12 protein-coding genes are annotated in these 17,829 nt (G+C 63.5%); 4 read left to right on the top strand and 8 right to left on the bottom strand.

From position 1 onward, the window contains the following. Positions 1–15 precede the first annotated feature (15 nt). The 3 genes from BFD71_RS06040 to BFD71_RS06030 form a co-directional block, all read right to left on the bottom strand. Positions 16–2,763, bottom strand: a complete 2,748-nt coding sequence (locus BFD71_RS06040; protein WP_069262348.1) for a bifunctional diguanylate cyclase/phosphodiesterase — start codon at positions 2,761–2,763, stop codon at positions 16–18. Between the two features lie 8 nt (positions 2,764–2,771). Next, positions 2,772–3,554, bottom strand: coding sequence for a substrate-binding periplasmic protein (locus BFD71_RS06035; RefSeq protein WP_069262347.1), 783 nt, complete (start codon positions 3,552–3,554; stop codon positions 2,772–2,774). A gap of 306 nt (positions 3,555–3,860) precedes the next feature. Continuing rightward, a complete protein-coding gene (locus tag BFD71_RS06030; RefSeq protein WP_069262346.1) occupies positions 3,861–5,213 on the bottom strand; it encodes an MFS transporter in 1,353 nt (450 codons plus the stop codon). Positions 5,214–5,538: 325 nt separating this feature from the next. Between BFD71_RS06030 and BFD71_RS06025 the strand changes: the two genes are divergently transcribed. Genes BFD71_RS06025 through BFD71_RS06015 form a run of 3 tightly spaced genes read left to right on the top strand, consistent with a single transcriptional unit; the run spans position 5,539 to position 9,992 of the window. Further along, positions 5,539–7,323 (top strand): IlvD/Edd family dehydratase, encoded by a 1,785-nt coding sequence (locus BFD71_RS06025; RefSeq protein ID WP_069262345.1) that lies wholly within the window; start codon positions 5,539–5,541, stop codon positions 7,321–7,323. A 24-nt stretch (positions 7,324–7,347) separates the two neighbouring features. Next, on the top strand, positions 7,348–8,526 hold the full coding sequence (locus BFD71_RS06020) for a fumarylacetoacetate hydrolase family protein (RefSeq protein ID WP_069262344.1): 1,179 nt from the start codon (positions 7,348–7,350) through the stop codon (positions 8,524–8,526). 23 nt (positions 8,527–8,549) lie between these two features. Further along, positions 8,550–9,992, top strand: a complete 1,443-nt coding sequence (locus BFD71_RS06015; RefSeq protein ID WP_069262343.1) for an aldehyde dehydrogenase family protein — start codon at positions 8,550–8,552, stop codon at positions 9,990–9,992. A 43-nt stretch (positions 9,993–10,035) separates the two neighbouring features. Here the strand turns inward: BFD71_RS06015 and BFD71_RS06010 are convergent, their stop codons facing one another. From BFD71_RS06010 to BFD71_RS05995, 4 genes are all read right to left on the bottom strand, one after another. Continuing rightward, positions 10,036–10,731, bottom strand: coding sequence for a phosphatase PAP2 family protein (locus tag BFD71_RS06010; RefSeq protein WP_069262342.1), 696 nt, complete (start codon positions 10,729–10,731; stop codon positions 10,036–10,038). 334 nt (positions 10,732–11,065) lie between these two features. Then, positions 11,066–12,181 carry a succinylglutamate desuccinylase/aspartoacylase family protein gene (locus BFD71_RS06005; RefSeq protein ID WP_069262341.1) on the bottom strand — a complete coding sequence of 372 codons (1,116 nt, stop codon included), beginning with the start codon at positions 12,179–12,181 and terminating at the stop codon, positions 11,066–11,068. A gap of 94 nt (positions 12,182–12,275) precedes the next feature. After that, on the bottom strand, positions 12,276–13,052 hold the full coding sequence (locus BFD71_RS06000) for an ABC transporter substrate-binding protein (RefSeq protein WP_069262340.1): 777 nt from the start codon (positions 13,050–13,052) through the stop codon (positions 12,276–12,278). 375 nt (positions 13,053–13,427) lie between these two features. After that, positions 13,428–13,724, bottom strand: a complete 297-nt coding sequence (locus BFD71_RS05995; protein WP_069262339.1) for a hypothetical protein — start codon at positions 13,722–13,724, stop codon at positions 13,428–13,430. A 297-nt stretch (positions 13,725–14,021) separates the two neighbouring features. Between BFD71_RS05995 and BFD71_RS05990 the strand changes: the two genes are divergently transcribed. Beyond that, positions 14,022–16,025, top strand: a complete 2,004-nt coding sequence (locus BFD71_RS05990; protein ID WP_256094504.1) for an enterotoxin — start codon at positions 14,022–14,024, stop codon at positions 16,023–16,025. Here the strand turns inward: BFD71_RS05990 and BFD71_RS05985 are convergent. After that, positions 15,940–17,751 carry a beta-galactosidase gene (locus BFD71_RS05985; protein WP_069262338.1) on the bottom strand — a complete coding sequence of 604 codons (1,812 nt, stop codon included), beginning with the start codon at positions 17,749–17,751 and terminating at the stop codon, positions 15,940–15,942. The genes BFD71_RS05990 and BFD71_RS05985 overlap by 86 nt on opposite strands. Positions 17,752–17,829: the final 78 nt, after the last annotated feature.

Genomic DNA, 17,829 nt, shown 5'->3' with positions numbered 1-17,829 from the left:
GGCGGCGGGGCGCGCTTACTCCGTGAGGCACTCCGACGCCTCGAGCCCGCGCAATGCCGCTTCGAACTCCTCGACAGGAATCGGGCGGCAGAACAGATAGCCCTGATACGCGTAACACCCGGCCGAGGCGAGGAAGGCGCGCTGCTCTTCGGTCTCGACCCCTTCGGCGATCACGCCGAGGCCCAGGCTGTGCGCGAGCGCCACGATGGTGCGGGCGATCGCGGCGTCGTTCGGGTCGACGAGGACATCGCGCACGAAGGATCGATCGATCTTCAGTTGAGCGAGCGGCAGGCGCCTCAAATACGAAAGCGACGAATAGCCGATGCCGAAGTCGTCGAGCGCGAAGACGACGCCGTTCGCCTTGAGCGCCTCCATCTTCTCGATGATCTCCTGCACGTTGTCGACCAGCACGCTTTCGGTCAACTCGAGCTTGAGCCGGTCCGCTCTTGCGCCAGTCTGTTCGAGCGTGGCCAGCACGCTTTGCACGAAGTCGGGCTGGTGCAGCTGCTGCGCGCTGACGTTGACCGCAATGGTCAGATGCTCCGTGTCGGGCTGCGTGGCCCAGCGCGCCAGCTGGGTGCAGGCCGCGCGCAGCACCCAGCTGCCCAGCTCGGCGATGAGCCCGGTTTCCTCGGCCACGGGAATGAAATCGGCCGGGTACACGAGCCCGCGCAGCGGATGATGCCAGCGTACCAGCGCCTCGACGCCGGTGACCCGGCCGCTGTCGATCTGCATCTGGTAGTGAAGCACGAACTCTTCGTTCTCGATGGCTTCGCGCAGTGCCGCTTCGAGCGCGGCACGTTCCACCACGACCGTCTGCATGTCGGGGTCGAAGAGGCGCACCGCGTTGCGTCCGCGTTCCTTGGACTTGTACATGGCGAGGTCGGCCTGCTTCATGAGGTCGTCTGTCGTCGCCTGGAAGCCCTTGAATACGGTTGCGCCGATGCTCGCCGTGCTGCGGTAGTCGATCTCGTCGAGTCGATAAGGATTCCCGAGCACGGCGAGAATCCGCTCGCCCAGGGCCTCGGCCTGGCGGGCCGCTTCGCAGGGAACGGGGTTCAGGTTCCCCACCACGACGACGAACTCGTCGCCGCCCACGCGCGCCACGGTGTCGCCCGCGGGTATGCTCGCCGCCAGGCGTTTGGCCACTTCCTGCAGCAGCAGGTCGCCCTTGTCGTGACCCAGCGTATCGTTCAGCGTCTTGAAGTGATCCAGATCGATGAACAGCAGGGCGCCGCTCGTGCCGTTTCTTGCGCTGTCGGTCAGGGCGTCTTTCAGGTTGTCGAGCAGCAGCGTGCGATTGGGCAAGCCGGTGAGCGCGTCGTAGAAGGCCAGCTCCTTGATGCGCTGGTCGGCGATCTTGCGCTCGGTGATGTCGCGCCCGCTCGTGCGGAAACCGATGAAGTCGCCTTTCGAGTCGGTAATCGGCACCCACGAGGCGCAGAGCCACATGAGCGAGCCGTCTTTGCGCACGCAGCGGAACTCCAGATTGTCGCCACGCGAGCCCAGTTGCGCGCCGCGGAACTCGGGCGCGACGTAGGAGGCATCGCCCGGATAGATCACGGTGCAGGCGAAGTCGCTCATGGCCATGCATTCGTCGACGGTATAGCCGATGTACTGCTCCACCGCCGAATTGATCCAGCGCGGCTTGCCTTCCGGCGACCACCAGATTTCCCAGTTGACCGTACAGTCCGCAATGGCGCGGAATTTTTCCTCGCTTTCGCGCAGTTCCTTCGTCATCGACGAGGCAAGACGTATCGCGCGGCTGCGGCCCGTCATCATGAGGCGCGTGAGCAGCGCGAGCAGCAGGCTCAGACCCGTTCCGGTGATCGCGATGAGCGTTGCCGCGTCGCGGCCGAAGCGCGCCTTGAAGCCGTCGCGCGCCATCAGCTTGAGCATCCAGTCGTGTCCGCAGACCACCAGATATTCGGTTGCCGAAAGATCGCTGGGCAGGTGAGGGGCGGGGGCGCCCGACGTTCTGTAGAGCAAGGCGTCCGGCGACGATTCCACGCCGTCGTAGATGGAGACCGAAAGGCCGGGCGGTTCCTCGCCGTAAAGGCTGGCAATGACGTCGTGCATGCGAAAGGACGCATAGACCCAGCCCACCAGCTGCGCCTGGCGTTCCGTGGCGTTTTCCGGCGCCGAGCCGCGTGCGTAGACGGGCATATACATCACGAAGCCGGGGTCGGCGGCGGGATCGGTGTCGACCGAGAGGCGCACCTTTCCTGAATTGGTCGCCATGCCGGTGTCGCGCGCCTGCTCCATGGCGCGCCGGCGCACCGGGTCGGCCCAGGCGTCGAAACCGGGCGCCGCGCGGTTGGCGCCGATATACGGCTCGCGCTGGATGATGGGTGCGTAGTTCGCGCGCGGACCGTCGGGCTGGATCGAGTAGCCCGGCACGCCGCGCTGCTGCATGGCCGTGATATGTGCGGCCTTTTGCGTTTGCGGCACCCACGCGACGATGCCGATGGCCTGGATGCCGGAAAAGTTGGCGTCGAGAGTGAGTGTATTGACGTACGCCCGGAACGCGTCGCGATCGACCTCGCCGGTGGCGGCAAAGAGGCTCTGCACGCCGCGCAGCAACAGCTGGTAAGTGCCCATGCGCTGTTCGATGCGGCTCACGACGTCGCCGAGTGAGTAATCGAACTGCGTCAGCAGTTCGTGGCGAGCCGCTTCCCGCTCGTGGTTCCAGAGCGTCCAGGTCACGCCGAGCGCGGCGGCGAGAACCAGTAGCGGGAGCAGAACGAGGCGCGTCCGGGTCATGGCGGCGTCTAGAAGGGGACCATCGAATCGGCGAGGTCAGGCTTGAAATACTTCGTGAAGATGCGCCGCACCGTGCCGTCCGCGATCATTTCGTTGACGAGGGCGCGCCACTTGTCCCGCTCCTCGGGCGAAAGCGCCTTCTTCGACATGATGAGTCCATGCGGAATGGGTGGATCGTCGAACTCCACGATATTGGTCACGCTCCGAATCTTCGCTTCATCGATGGCGGGATAATCGAACGGCTCGATGATCATTCCCTGAATGCGGCCAAGGATCAGCGCCTGGTAAAGCGGCTCGAGGCCCCCGGCCTGACTCACACGGTTTTCGGCCGAGAGCGAATCGACCAGCCGGTTGGCCGACTCGCTATAGCGGAAGCTGCGGATCACGCCGAGCTGAAACTTGTCGTTGTGCTCGAAATCGGCCAGTTGATGAATGCCTGAATCCTTGCGAACCAGCAGATAGTACTTGTTGCTGAAGTACCAGGCAAAATCCGCGTATTGATTGCGCTCTTCGTTGGCAATGCCCGACAGACTGAAATCGAGCGCGCCCGATTCGATGAGCTTCCAGATGCGTGCGCGCGACATCAGGCTCACGCGAATCTGGCAGCCGCTGCGCCGCGCGAGGGCGTCAGCGAAGTCCTTGTCGATTCCCGTGTCGGTGTCGACGGAGTAGAGCAGCCCGTGATCGTGTAAGGCGAGCGTAAATGAGCGCGAGCAGTCGGGGCCCGCGGCAACCGCGGTGCCAATGCAACCGAGCGCGAGCAGCAGGCCGCCAAGGCAGGTTCGAATCACAGCGTCTCCGTTGCGTGTCAATGGCCCGATAGCGGTGCACTGGGCGGAAAACAGACTTCACGTCTTATCGGCAGCGTGCTTCAATTCTTGAGACAATTCCAATTGTTTTTTTTGCACGCTTTTCGTGCGGGCGCTGGGGTGTTCAGGTGGGACGATTGCCCGTGCCCGCCAAAGCGCAGAGGCCAAAAAAAAGCGCCGGCGCAAGGCCGACGCAATTTTCAAAACGGGTTCGTGTAAGGAGGGCCCAGCCGGAAGGTGGTGGAAGGTGGCCCTCGCAACGGACGATCTAGCCGATTCGCATAACGTTCAGTTCTCTTCCACCGGGTCGCGGTTCAGCATGCTTTGCGGAATCGACAGAATCAGAACGCAACTCACGAGCAGACAGGCGCCCAGCGCATAGGTGCCGTTGTTGATGTCGCCGGTCAGGTCCTTCGCCACGCTGGTGATCATGGAACCCGTGAAGCCGGAGAGATTGCCGACCGAGTTGATGAGCGCAATACCGGCCGCCGCGGCCGTGCCCGAGAGAATCTGCCCTGGGAACGTCCAGTAAATCGGCATGAGCCCGAGGATCGCGCAGGTGGCGATCGTCAGGAATACGATCGAGAGCGGCACGTTGTGCGCGAAGAGTGCGCTCAGAATCAGGCCGACGCCGCCGATACAGGCCGGAATGGCCGCATGCAGGCGGCGCTCGCCCGTCTTGCGCGAGTGTGACGCATTCCAGATCATGGCGACGACGGCGCTGAGGTAGGGAATGGCGGTCAGCAAGCCGATGTTGAACGTGCTCTTCACACCCGAAGCCTTGATGATGGAAGGCAGCCAGAATGCCAGGCCATAGAAGCCGGTATTGAAGGTCAGCAGGATGAACGTCAGCAGCCAGACACGCGGGCTTTTCAGCGCTGCCACGGCGCTATGCGTTTTTTTCGCGCTTTCCTGTTCGAGATTCTTTTGCAGCACGGCTTTTTCGGCGGCGCTCAGCCATGTCGCCGACTGAATGCCGTCGCCCATGCGCAGCAGCACCACGAAGGCGACGAGAATCGAAGGAATGCCTTCGAGCAACAGCATCCACTGCCAGCCGCCCAGGCCCAACAGGCCATGCGTGTTTTCCATCAGCCAGCCCGAGATAATGCCGCCGAGCGTGAGGCTCACCGGAATGGCGATCAGGAACCCCGACATCGCGACGCTCTGGCGACGCGCCGGAAACCAGTAGTTCAGGTAAAGAATGATGCCGGGGAAAAACCCCGCTTCGCAGACGCCGAGCAGAAACCGCAGGATGTAGAACATCGTCGAGGTCTGCACGTGAAAGAAACTCGCGAGCGGCGCGATAAAGGCGAGCGACGAAGACACGATGCCCCACGTCACCATGATGCGCGCGATCCAGAAACGCGCGCCATAGCGATGCAGGAGCAGATTGCTCGGCATCTCGAAGAGGAAGTATCCCCAGAAGAAAATGCTTGCGCCCACCGCATAGATACTGTCGCTCAAACCGAGCGAATCGAGCATCTGCAGCTTGGCAAAGCCGACGTTTACGCGGTCGAGGTAGGCGACGACATAGCACAGAAGCAGAAGCGGCAAGATGCGCTTCAGTACCTTGCGGTACAGCCGTTCTTCGGCTTCGTTGACGGCGGCCGGCGAGTCCGCAATCTGGGTCAGGGTTGGCATGGGATGTGTCTCCTTTCACATATGCCTTTGAACGCTCCCGGTACTGGGGAGGCGATTCCACGAGCTTCGTGGTGTGCCTTGCTGGATCTCTGCGCTGGCTGTGAACAGCGCACTGTTTTGTTATCGGTAACACAGCGGGCGCTAAATTAGCATGAGACGAGGCGCTAGGGCAAGTCGGTCGCCAGCGCCGAAGTCGGGAAAACGCGTGGTCTCACCTGGTGCACAGGGCGCGTGCAAAGTGCTAATATCCAGAAATGTTACCGATAACAAATGGCGCGGACCTGCGTGCCACATCGTCGAGACAAGGAACAAGCAAGTGAGTGATATGACCCAGCCCAACGCACGGCGCCTGCGCAGCCAGGAATGGTTCGACGACCCGGCCCATGCGGACATGACCGCGCTCTATGTCGAGCGCTTCATGAATTACGGTCTGACCCGGGAAGAACTGCAATCGGGCCGCCCCATCATCGGCATTGCGCAAACGGGGAGCGATCTCGCCCCTTGCAACCGTCACCATATCGAGCTGGCGGCCCGCACGAAGGCGGGCATTCGCGACGCGGGCGGCATCCCAATGGAATTTCCGGTCCATCCGCTCGCCGAGCAGAGCCGCCGGCCCACGGCAGCGCTCGACCGCAATCTGGCCTATCTGGGTCTCGTCGAAATTCTTCACGGTTTCCCGCTCGATGGCGTGGTGCTGACCACGGGCTGCGACAAGACCACGCCTGCTTGCCTGATGGCCGCGGCAACGGTCGACATGCCCGCCATCGTGCTGTCGGGCGGCCCAATGCTCGACGGCTGGCATAACGGCCAGCGCGTCGGGTCGGGCACGGTCATCTGGCATGCGCGCAATCTGCTGGCAGCAGGCGAGATCGACTACGAGGGCTTCATGGAGCTCACGACGGCCTCGTCGCCCTCCATCGGCCACTGCAACACGATGGGTACGGCGTTGTCGATGAACAGCCTCGCCGAAGCGCTGGGCATGTCGCTGCCCGGCTGCGCCAGCATTCCGGCCGCTTACCGCGAGCGCGGCCAGATGGCGTACGCAACCGGCAAGCGCATTGTCGACCTCGTGCGCTATGACATGCGGCCTTCGCGCATCATGACGAAAGAGGCGTTCGAGAATGCCATCGTCGTGGCCTCCGCGCTGGGTGCGTCGACCAACTGCCCGCCGCACCTCATCGCGATCGCGCGGCACATGGGCATCGAGCTGAGCCTCGAAGACTGGCAACGCGTCGGCGAACAGGTGCCGCTCATCGTGAACTGCATGCCGGCAGGCGAGTATCTGGGCGAGAGCTTCCACCGCGCGGGCGGCGTGCCCGGCGTGCTGCGCGAACTCGATCGCGCGGGTCTCGTGCATCGCGAATGCCTCACGGTATCGGGCCGCACCATCGGCGCCATCGCCGACGGCACGCCCGAGCCCGATCGCGAAGTCATCAGGACAACCGATGACCCGCTCAAGCACGGCGCAGGCTTCATGGTGCTCTCGGGCAACTTCTTCGACAGCGCGATCATGAAGATGTCGGTGGTCGGCGACGCCTTCCGGCAAACCTATCTGAGCGAGCCGGGTGCGGAAAACACCTTCGAGGCACGCGCTATCGTGTTCGACGGTCCAGAGGACTACCATGCACGCATCAACGACCCGTCGCTCGAAATCGACGAGCACTGCATTCTGGTGATTCGCGGCACCGGCACGGTCGGCTATCCCGGCAGCGCCGAAGTGGTGAACATGGCGCCGCCGGCGGAACTCGTGCGCCAGGGCATCACGTCGCTGCCCACGCTGGGCGATGGCCGACAGAGCGGTACGTCGGCGAGCCCGTCGATCCTCAACATGTCGCCCGAGGCGGCAGTGGGTGGCGGCCTCGCGCTGCTGCAAACAGGCGACCGCATTCGTGTGGATCTGAACGCGCGCAGCGTGAACGTGCTGGTCGACGAAGCCGAGCTGGCGCGCCGCCGCGAAACGGCGCACTTCGAGGTGCCGCCGGCACAGACGCCCTGGCAGGAGCTTTACCGCAAGACGGTGGGGCAATTGTCCACGGGCGGATGCCTCGAACCCGCCACGCTTTATCTGAAAGTGATCGCCGAGCGCGGCAACCCGCGCCATTCGCATTGACCCGGACACTCAACTGGACGCACCATGACCTCGAACACCCCCTCAAACTGGCTTCCCGGCGATGTCGGGCAGGCGCTGCTCGTCGGCCGCGTGTGGCGCAAGGCAGGCGAGCATGAAGGCCCCTCCGTCGTGCTCGTGCGCAACGGCGAAGTCGTCGATATCACGGCCAGCGCGCCGACCACCGCGGATCTGTTCGACCGCGAGGACCTCGCGCAATTCGCGCGCACCGTGAGCGGCGAATCGCTCGGCCCGGTGGAAAAGCTGATCGAAGCGAATCTGCCCGGCAGCGGGGAGCCAGCGCTGCGTCTGCTCGCGCCCAACGACGTGCAGGCCATCAAGGCCTGCGGCGTGACGTTCGCGGTGAGCCTGATCGAGCGCGTGATCGAAGAGCAGGCGGGCGGCGATCCCGCGAAAGCGCAGGAAGTGCGCGAAACCATCGCGGCCACGATCGGCACCGATCTCTCGAAGATCAAGCCGGGCTCGGACGAAGCGATGAAGCTCAAGGCGGAACTCGAGCGGCGCGGCGCGTGGTCCCAGTACATGGAAGTGGGCATCGGGCCCGACGCGGAAGTGTTTTCGAAGTCGCAGCCCATGTCGGCGGTAGGCTTTGGCGCGGCTGTCGGCTTGCTGGCCGCTTCGGTCTGGAACAACCCCGAGCCGGAAATCGTGCTGGCCGTGAACAGCCGCGGCGAGATTGTCGGCGCGACGCTCGGCAACGACGTCAATCTGCGCGACATCGAAGGCCGCTCGGCGCTGCTGCTCGGCAAGTGCAAGGACAATAACGCCTCGTGCGCGATCGGCCCGTTCGTGCGTCTGTTCGACCAGTCGTTCAGCCTCGACACGGTGCGCAAGACGAGCGTCGCGCTGCGCGTGGAGGGCACGGACGACGACTTCGTCCTGGAAGGCATCAGCCACATGAGCGAAATCAGCCGCGATCCGGCCGACCTCGTGGCGCAGACGTGGGGCCCGCATCACCAGTATCCCGACGGCTTCATGCTCTTTCTCGGCACCATGTTCTCGCCGATCAAGGATCGCGACACGCAAGGCGGCGGCTTTACGCACCACCTTGGCGACAAGGTCACCATTTCCGCGCCGGAACTCGGCGCGCTGATCAACACCGTGCAATTGAGCACGGCTCTCGCGCCGTGGACCTTCGGCGTGCGCGCGCTCTATCGCAATCTGGCTGCGCGCGGATTGCTGTGAGCCACTGAATCGGGAAACGCGACATGAACCAGTTCGACAATTACATCGGCGGCCAGTGGGTGCGCGGCGCTACGGCATCCACCAACATCAACCCCTCCAATCTCGACGACGCGATCGGCGAGTTCGCGCAGGCGGACGACGCACAAACTCGCGACGCCATCGCCGCCGCGCGCAAGGCCTTCGCGCAGTGGTCGCTTTCCACGCCGCAGCAACGCTTCGATTTGCTCGACCAGGTGGGCAGCGTCATTCTCGCGCGCAAGGCCGAGCTGGGTCGCCTGCTCGCGCGCGAAGAGGGCAAGACGCTGCCCGAGGCCATCGGCGAGGTGGGCCGCGCGGCGCAGATCTTCAAGTTCTTTGCCGGCGAGGCGCTGCGCCTTGGCGGCGAGATCGTGCCTTCGGTGCGGCCCGGCATGACCGTCGAGGTGACGCGCGAGCCGATCGGCGTGATCGGGCTCATTACGCCCTGGAACTTTCCGATCGCCATTCCCGCCTGGAAGATCGCGCCCGCGCTGGCCTATGGCAACACGGTCGTCATCAAGCCTGCCGACCTCGTGCCGGCCAGCACGTGGGAGCTCGTGAAGATCATTGCGGAAGCGGGCGCGCCGGCCGGCGTGATCAACCTCGTGATGGGGCGCGGCTCGGTGGTGGGCGAGGCGATCGTCAGTTCGCCCGATGTCGATGCCGTGAGTTTCACCGGCTCGGTCCCGACGGGCCGCGCGATCGGCGCGAAGTGTTTTGCAACGGGCAAGAAGTTCCAGCTGGAAATGGGCGGCAAGAATCCCATGGTCGTGCTCGACGACGCCAATCTCGACGTCGCCGTGGACGCCTGCATCAACGGCGCATTCTTCTCGACGGGGCAGCGCTGCACGGCGTCGAGCCGCCTCATCGTGACCGAAGGCATTCACGACCGTTTCATCGAAGCGATGAAGGCGCGCATGAAAACGCTGAAGACGGGCGACGCGCTGGCGGACGGCACGCATATCGGGCCGGTGGTGGACGACAAGCAGCTTCAGCAGGACGAGCGCTACATTGCGATCGCGCGTGAAGAGGGCGGCGAGGTGTACGGCGGCGAGCGTGTGGAAGGCGCCACGCGCGGCTACTTCCTTGCCCCCGCGCTGATCACCGGCACGACATCGCAAATGCGCATCAACCGCGAAGAAGTGTTCGGCCCCGTCGCCTCGGTCATCAAGGTGAAGGACTATCACGAGGCGCTCGCCGTGGCGAACGACACGGAGTTCGGTCTGTCGGCCGGCATCTGCACGACTTCGCTCAGTCATGCCAACCATTTCCGCCGCCATGTGCAGGCCGGCATGGTGATGGTGAACACCGCGACGGCGGGCGTGGACTATCACGTGCCGTTCGGCGGCCGCAAGGGTTCGAGCTACGGCCCGCGCGAGCAGGGCAGCTACGCTCGCGAGTTTTACACCACGGTCAAGACGGCGTACGTCAATCCGGGCGCAGTGTGAAGCCGCGCGGGCGGCGTACGGAAGACGCCGCCCGCGCCGGTTTTCAGATCATGCCGTGCACCACGGAGTGGGCGAGCCGCAGAAGATCGTCGAATTGCGTGACCAGTTCGAAACATACGAGAAATGTGAATGCGGCAGCCGCCCCGGGAAAGCGCACCATCAGGCGCAGAGCGGGCTCGGCGGTCCGCTTCCTGACTGCGTCGCGCGTCATCAGGCAGGTAATCACCACGCCGATTGCGGCGCCCGCTATCAAATCCGTGGGGTAGTGATAGCCCAGATACGCACGCGGCAGGCAGATAACGAGTACCACGTATAACATCACCAGCGCGCCGACCACACGCCATACCAGCAAGATCCCCATCGCAATCGCCACCCACAGCATGGCGTGATCGCTCGGGAACGAACTGAAGTCGGTGAGCCCGGCCGCCCGCAGCGACGACGAGGCGAAATGCAGATGCAGATCGGGATTGAATAGCGGCCGTTGGCGGAACGGCAGTAAACGCGCGAGGAGGCGTCCCACGGCGAGCGCGATCAGGCCGCTCGTCACCGTGGCGATCATCATCTCGCGCCGCCACTCGCGCCGCTCGTTCGGCTGAAACCAGATCCACCAGATGAGCGGGATGAGGAAATACCCCTTGAACGTATAGAGTCCCACCATCACCCGGATCGCATGATTGAGCAGTGGCGGCAGATCGACTTGGGTGAGGGCTCCCAGAATGACGGTATCGAAGCTGTTCATTTATTGTGGGCCATTCCGCTGACTTATTTACGAATGAGCAAGGCGGCCGGAAACGGAGGTCTCCGGCCGCCTTGGGGCCCGATGTTCCAGGCGCTAGCCATCGTAAGTTTCAATTCAGCGCGCATAGGTAAAGAATCGAAAGCAAGTGTAAATCGCGCTTGCTCCCGCCCTCACTGCGCCGCAGCGGCAGGCATCGTCCTGTGCGGCGTGCCTGCCGGCCCGCTGTTACGCCCCGTCACATATCGTTTCGTTTCCAAACGAACCGGGCCGCACAACCTGTCCGTTATCGGGCATGACCCCACATCGTTTCGGGCGATTTGCCCGGTTTCATCGCCTAGCCAGGCAGCAGGGAGCCGCTGCGCAGCGGCGTGGCGCCCGCCACCCACGCCACTTCCATCCCCGCCGTGGCGAAGCGCGTGCGTTGGCGTGCGTACAGCATGCCGGTCACGGAGCTCGTGATCGTGACGACGCGATCGGTCAGCGGATCGACCACATCGGCAATCGGCTGACCCGGTTCGACCCTCACGCCAACCGGTGTGCGGAACACGAGCACGCCGGAGGCCGGCGCAATGAGCGTTTCGGCGCCCGCGAACGGCGTGGCCGCGTATTCGAGCGCAGGCAGCGGCGCGGGCGTGCCCTCGATCACACCGCGATGCGTGAGGTAATTGACGATGGCGTTCGCGTCGCGTTCGGCGAAGTCGTAGCTCACGTCTGCCTGGCCGCGCAACTCGATCGTCACGGACACCGCACCGTTGGGAATCGGAAAGCGTTCGCCGTAGCGCTCGCGCAGCGCGGACCAGCAGAAGCTGTGAATCTCGTCGAAGGGATTGCCGTCCGAATTGAGCGCGAAGAGCGACGCCTTCGCTTCGAGATAGCGCGCGAGCGGCTCGACATCGGCCCACAGGTCGGGGTTCGTGTAGAGATGCATCGCACCTTCGAAGTCGCAATGCAGGTCGAGCACGACATCGGCGTCGTACGACAGGCGCTGAAGCGCAAGACGCTGCGAGCCGAGTTCCGTGGTGGGCGTCTGTTCGTCGAGCGCCTCGCGCATCGCAGCGCGCACGACGGCCACGTTCTGCTGTGCGTCGCCGCTCAGGCGAGAGCCGACACGCGGGAGCACGAGTTCGGCGAGATCGTGGAAGTGGCGGTTGAAGTTGGCCGCGGTGCCGCTTTCGAAACGCCCGAGCAGCTGACCCAGCAGGCGCTGATTGAGGCCGATAGGATTGGGCACGGGCACGACGACGACCTCGCCGCGCAGCTTGCCTGCGGCTTCGAGCGCGGCAAGGCGTTGGCGCAGGGCCCAGGCGACGAGCATGCCCGGCAGTTCGTCGGCGTGCAGCGACGACTGGATGTAGATCTTCTGTGCGCCGGTGGGGCCGTAGTGGAAGCTCGTAAGGTGCCGCGCGGTGCCGAGCGCCGGCGAAATGAGCGGATGGGTCTGGATCTGCATGATGGCGTGAGGACGGAAGTTACGGGCGGCGGAAAGGGCAAAAGGCGCGGGAGTGTCCCACGCCTTCGTCGCTAATCGTGTGCTCCGGTCAGACTCAGGAACCGTACACGTCGAATGCGAAGTAGCGCGATTCGATCTTCTTGTACGTGCCGTCCTTGAGCATGTCCGCGAGCGCCTTGTCGATCTTTGCCTTCAGGTCGGCGTCGTCCTTGCGCAGGCCGATGGCGGCACCGTTGCCGAGAATGCCGCTGGGATCGCTCAGTTCGCCGTTCGTGAACGCGAAGCCTGCGCCGCGCGGGGTCTTCAGGAAGCTCAGGTCGGCTTGCACGGCGTCTTGCAGCGCGGCGTCGAGGCGGCCCGAGAGCAGGTCCGCATAGACCTGGTCCTGATCCTGGTAAGGCACGATCTTCACACCGTTCGGCGCCCAATTGGCTTTTGCATAGGCTTCCTGGGTCGTGCCCTGCTCGACGCCGACCGTCTTGCCCTTCAACGAATCCGCCGTGGGCTGGAGGCTCGTGCCCTTCTTCGCGACGAGACGGCTAGGCGTGTGGAAGACCTTTGAGGAGAACGCGATTTGCGCTTCACGCTGCGGCGTCATCGACATCGAGGAGAGGACGGCGTCGAACTTCTTCGCCTTGAGCGCCGGAATCATGCCGTCGAATTCGCTTTCCACCCACACGCACTTCGCGTTGATGCGTTTGCAGATTTCGTTGCCGACGTCGATGTCGAAGCCGACCAGCTTGCCGTCCGTGCTCTTCGATTCGAATGGGGGATAACTTGCGTCCACGCCAAAGCGGACGGTGGTCCAGTCCTTCGCACAGACCGAGGTGGCGACGGCGAGCATCGCAATGCACAGGGCAAACTTCTTCATTGACGTGGGGTCTCCAGTATGGCTTTCGACGCCGCCGTGACGGATGGCGGCATGGTCAACAGCGGGCTGTCACGTCAGCCGTGTTGTATAGACAAGATAACGGCTCTCACATATTGAGACAACTAGGGTTTTTGCTGGCGGAAGGTGTAAACGTGCTGACACGTGCGCGGTGCACACGGGAAGGAAGGGCGGGAGGTGGGGTCGGGCGTGCGTTGTAAGCGTTTATTGGCTAGACAACTTTGATGGGCCTAGCCTGGCGTGGCCGAACAGGACTGCTGTCGCAGGGAGGGAGCGACGGACTTTGTACAAGTAGCGAGAGGGAGGCGCGCGCATGAGGTTGCGCGCGCAACGAACAAGAGCTGGCGGGCGCGCCGATCAATCGTCGTCGCCGTGGTGATGTTCCCAGCCACGATGACGGCCGTGGTCGTGCCAGTGGTGTTCGCCTTCGTCGTGGTCGTAGCGGTAGTAGCCGTAGGCCGGGGCCGGTTCGTAAACCGCAGCGGGCGGTGCCGCATACACGACGGGCGGCGGTGCCTCGTACACCGGCTCGGGCGCGGCATAGACCGGACCGGGAACGCCGAGATAGACACCGATATCGGCATGGGCGGATGCCGCTGTGCTGACACACGTCCCTGCGAGTCCTGCGAGAAGATAAAACGTCAGGCGATTCATGATGATCTCTATTCCAGTCAACGGACGCGGTTGCGATGGAAGCGGATTCTAGTCGCTGGGCTTACGAACGGGATGCGCAGATTTGTCAATCGTGTAACCGCTGGTAAGGCCGCGCGAAAAAATAGCGAGCTTAAGGTTCTCATAAGGTAGTTGCGCGGATCTGAATGTCCGGTTGTGTGGGGCCGCCGCTTTGGGGCCATTACACGGTTATGCCTTTGCCATTACCCTACAGAGGTTGCTCGCGTCCGGGACAGGTTTCCCATGTGCACCGACGATCGAACTGCTACGCAAGCCTCCATGCCTGAATTCCGGACGCAGGGCGATGTCTGCTCGTTCGGGAATCAAGCCGTTGCATTGCGCTGGACACTCGAGGACGAACACCTCACTCGCTTCTCGCTCGTCGATTGCGCAAGAGCATGCGAGCTGCCGATCGTCGCGCCGTTCACGCTGACGTTCGCGGATGGCACCACGCTCGGTCTGGCCGGACTGCGGGTGCTTGCACCGGTACGGGAAGACGCGCTCGCGGCCAACCCGCACGCATCGCGCCTGGCCGAACGCGTTGAGGGCCAGCGCGTGAGCATCACGCTGGGCGACGCCCAGGGGCGTCTCGCGATTCAATGGAGCGTAGAGCAGCGCGACGGCGCGCGATATCTGCGCATGACGCTAAACGTGACGGCCCTGCGCCTGGACGAAGCCATTGGCGTCGTTTCATTGCTGCAGGCGCGCGCTGCCGCCGCGCAGACCGGCAGTGAACGCAAGGGCACGCCGGTCGTCGCGGGCAGCTTCTATCTGGGCTTCGAGTTGCCGCTTGCAACCAGCCACGTGGAGGCAGATAGCATCGCTTTTACGCTGCATCGCGCGTTGCCGCTGGAAAAGAACCGGACGCTGACTTACTCCGCCGTGGCCGGCGTGGCTCGCGACGGACAGTTGCGGCGTGATTTCTCCACATACCTCGAGCAGGAGCGCGCTCGCCCATATCAGCCGTTTCTGCACTACAACAGCTGGTGGGATATCGGTTATCTCACGCCTTATACGCAGGAACAGGCGCTGGAGCGTATCGACGCAATCGGCCACGAGTTACATACCGCGCGCGGCGTGCAGATCGATTCGTTTCTTTTCGACGATGGCTGGGACGACCTTGGCGGCGGCTGGCATTTCAGCCAGGCGTTTCCTCATGGCTTTGCGCCGCTGCGCGACGCGGCGGCGCGCTATGGCGGCGCGCCCGGCGTTTGGCTGTCTCCCTGGGGCGGCTATTGCGCGCCGAAGGACGAACGCGTCACGCACGGCCGCGCCACTGGCTATGAGATCATCGATAATGGCTTTGCGTTATCGGGGCCTCGCTATTACGAGCGCTTTCACGAAGTCGTGATGAGCCTGCTCGCGACAGACGGCGTGAACCAGTTCAAGTTCGACGGCACAGGCAACGCGGACCGTGTATTTCCAGGCAGCCTTTTCGATAGCGACTGGGACGCGGCAATCCAGCTCATCGGCGACATTCGCGCGGCGAAACCGGCAACCTTCATCAATCTCTCGACCGGCACGCATCCCTCGCCGTTCTGGCTGCGCTACGTCGACGCGATCTGGCGGGGCGGCGGTGACGACGGTCAGGCGGGCAGCGGCACGCACCGCGAGCGCTGGATCACGTATCGCGACGCGCAGACGTACCGCAACGTCGTGCTGCGCAGCCCGCTCTTTCCGCTCAATTCCCTGATGCTGCACGGCATTGTGCTGGCACAGTGCAATCCGCGCCTGAATGCGCCGGCAGGCGACGCATTCGCGCACGAGGTGCGGTCCTTCTTCGCGAGCGGTACGCAATTGCAGGAGCTATACATCACGCCTTCGCTGCTGGGCGAAGACGACTGGAACGTGCTCGCGCAAGCGGCCCGGTGGGCGCGCGCGAACAGCGACGTATTGCGCGACAGCCACTGGATCGGCGGCGCGCCCGACGAAGCGGCCATCTACGGCTGGGCCGCGTGGGCGCCGCACAAGGCATTCGTCACACTGCGCAATCCGCACGATCAGGCGCAGCGCTTTGCACTGGCGCTGCGGCATCAACTGGAATTGCCGGCCGAGGCGGCAGGACGATTTCATGTGCGGAATCTCTGGTATGCAGGCAAGAGCAGCATTCTCGCAATACTGGACGCGGACGTGCCGTGCGAAATCCAGCTCGCGCCATTCGAAGTGCTCACGCTGGAATTGCTGCCGACCGCTGGGGCTAATACAACGCATTCGCCAGATGCACCGGCTTCGCTTCGATCTGGTGCAGGTCGAAGATCAGCACCTCGTTCTCGCCTTGCGTGAGCCACGGCGCGGGGCAAAACAGGCGCTGTTGCGGGCCGATACTCCAGTAGCGACCGAGATTGTGCCCATTGACCCAGACCACGCCCTTGGCCCAGTGGCTCATATCGAGCCAGGTGTCGCCGATTTCATCGAGAACCAGGCGCGCCTTGAAAAAGAGCCCGGGTTTCAGCGGATTCGTGCAGCGTGCATCCAACCCGGCGATGTACGCCTCATCCATCGGTAGCAAAAAGACTTCCCATTCCTCGAGCGATGAAACGGACCCGTCGGCGTATTGCATTTTCACGGGCTCCAGCAGGCCTTTGCGGTCGACGATTGCAGGCCCGAAGTTGACGCGGCCCATGGCCTCTACCAGGATCTCCAACGCGCCGGACGCGGCGGCGGGCAATGCGAGCGGCGCGCGATGCGTCACGCGTAGCCGCTGTGAATAGTCGTGCGGAATCCACGCACGCGAGACGCCGCCCGCGTAGCGCTCGCCGACGAAGACCGTTGCATAGTCGTGAACGCCGCTGATATCCAGCGCGTCAGCGGGTTGCGACCGCAACGTTTTTCGATACAGCATGAAGCCGAATGGCTGGCCGTAGTGCTCGAACGGCAACGGAGCGACACTTGGCAAGGGCGCGGGGAGGTTGTCCCAGATCGAGGCATAGAGGGTGGGCGTCAGGGTGTGGCCCGCGACCGTGGGTATGGCGTCCGGGATCTCCGGCAACGGCTCGGCCAGGTAACGGGCGATGATGTCGCGATACTTCAGGTACTTCGCGGTGGCGGCGCCTTGCTCGTTAATTGGCGCGCCATAGTCGTAGCTCGTGATATCGGGTTGATAGTTGCCCGACTCGTCCATATTCGCGCCGGCATAAAAGCCAAAACTCGTGCCGCCGTGAATGACATAGAGGTTGAACGACAATTGCGACTGCATGAATGCACTCAAGATGGCGGAAAGATCGTAATGAAGTCCGGCGAATTCAGGCTCGCCCCAATGCGTCAGCCAGCCCGGGTAGACCTCGCCCGCCATCGCGGGAACGGCAGGAAACGCGCGTCGCACCGTGGCGATTTGCGCCGCGTTGCCGTTGCTCAATGCAATGGCGCCACCCGTCACCGTCGTGCGATTGCGTTCGAGTTGCGCGAGGCCGTCCTCGGTGTAGAAGGGCCCCGTTACGCCGCCCCGTAGCCAGAGCTGCCTCAGTTCTTCGAGGTAAGCGGGATTACTTGCGTACGAACCGAATTCATTCTCTATCTGGATCATCAGGATCGGCCCGCCTGCATCGATCATCAACGGTTTGATGCGGGGAACCAGTTCGCCGATGTAGCGCGCAACCGCAGCCATGTAACGGGCATCGCTGGCGGAGTCGGTGCGAAGCTGGATGTCCGGTTCGCTCAGCAGGTAAGCGGGAAGGCCTCCCAGGTCCCATTCTGCGCAAACGTAGGGGCCCGGACGCAGCAGCACCCACAGCGCTTCTTGCTGACACAGACGGATAAAGGCTTCGAGATCGCGGTTGCCGCTTTCGAAGTCGAACACGCCCCTGCGCGTCTCGTGGTAGTTCCACATGATGTACAGCGCAATGCAGTTCATGCCCATCGCTTTGGCCATGCGAATGCGATGCAGCCAGTACTCGCGTGGTATGCGCGCGGGATGCATCTCGCCACTGCGAATCTGCAAGGGTTCGCCGTCGAGCAGGAAGTGCTCGCCGTTGGGACTGAACGAGAAGGTGTGGCTGCGTTCGAGGCTCACGGTGCAATCGCGCCCTTGTATTTGCACACTCACGCACTATACTTCGACGGCTGATAGTAGAACGCTTAATTTCGCTTA

This window comes from Paraburkholderia nodosa, assembly GCF_001718195.1.
GTDB lineage: Bacteria > Pseudomonadota > Gammaproteobacteria > Burkholderiales > Burkholderiaceae > Paraburkholderia > Paraburkholderia nodosa_A.
This window is presented reverse-complemented; position numbering and strand designations above follow the sequence as displayed.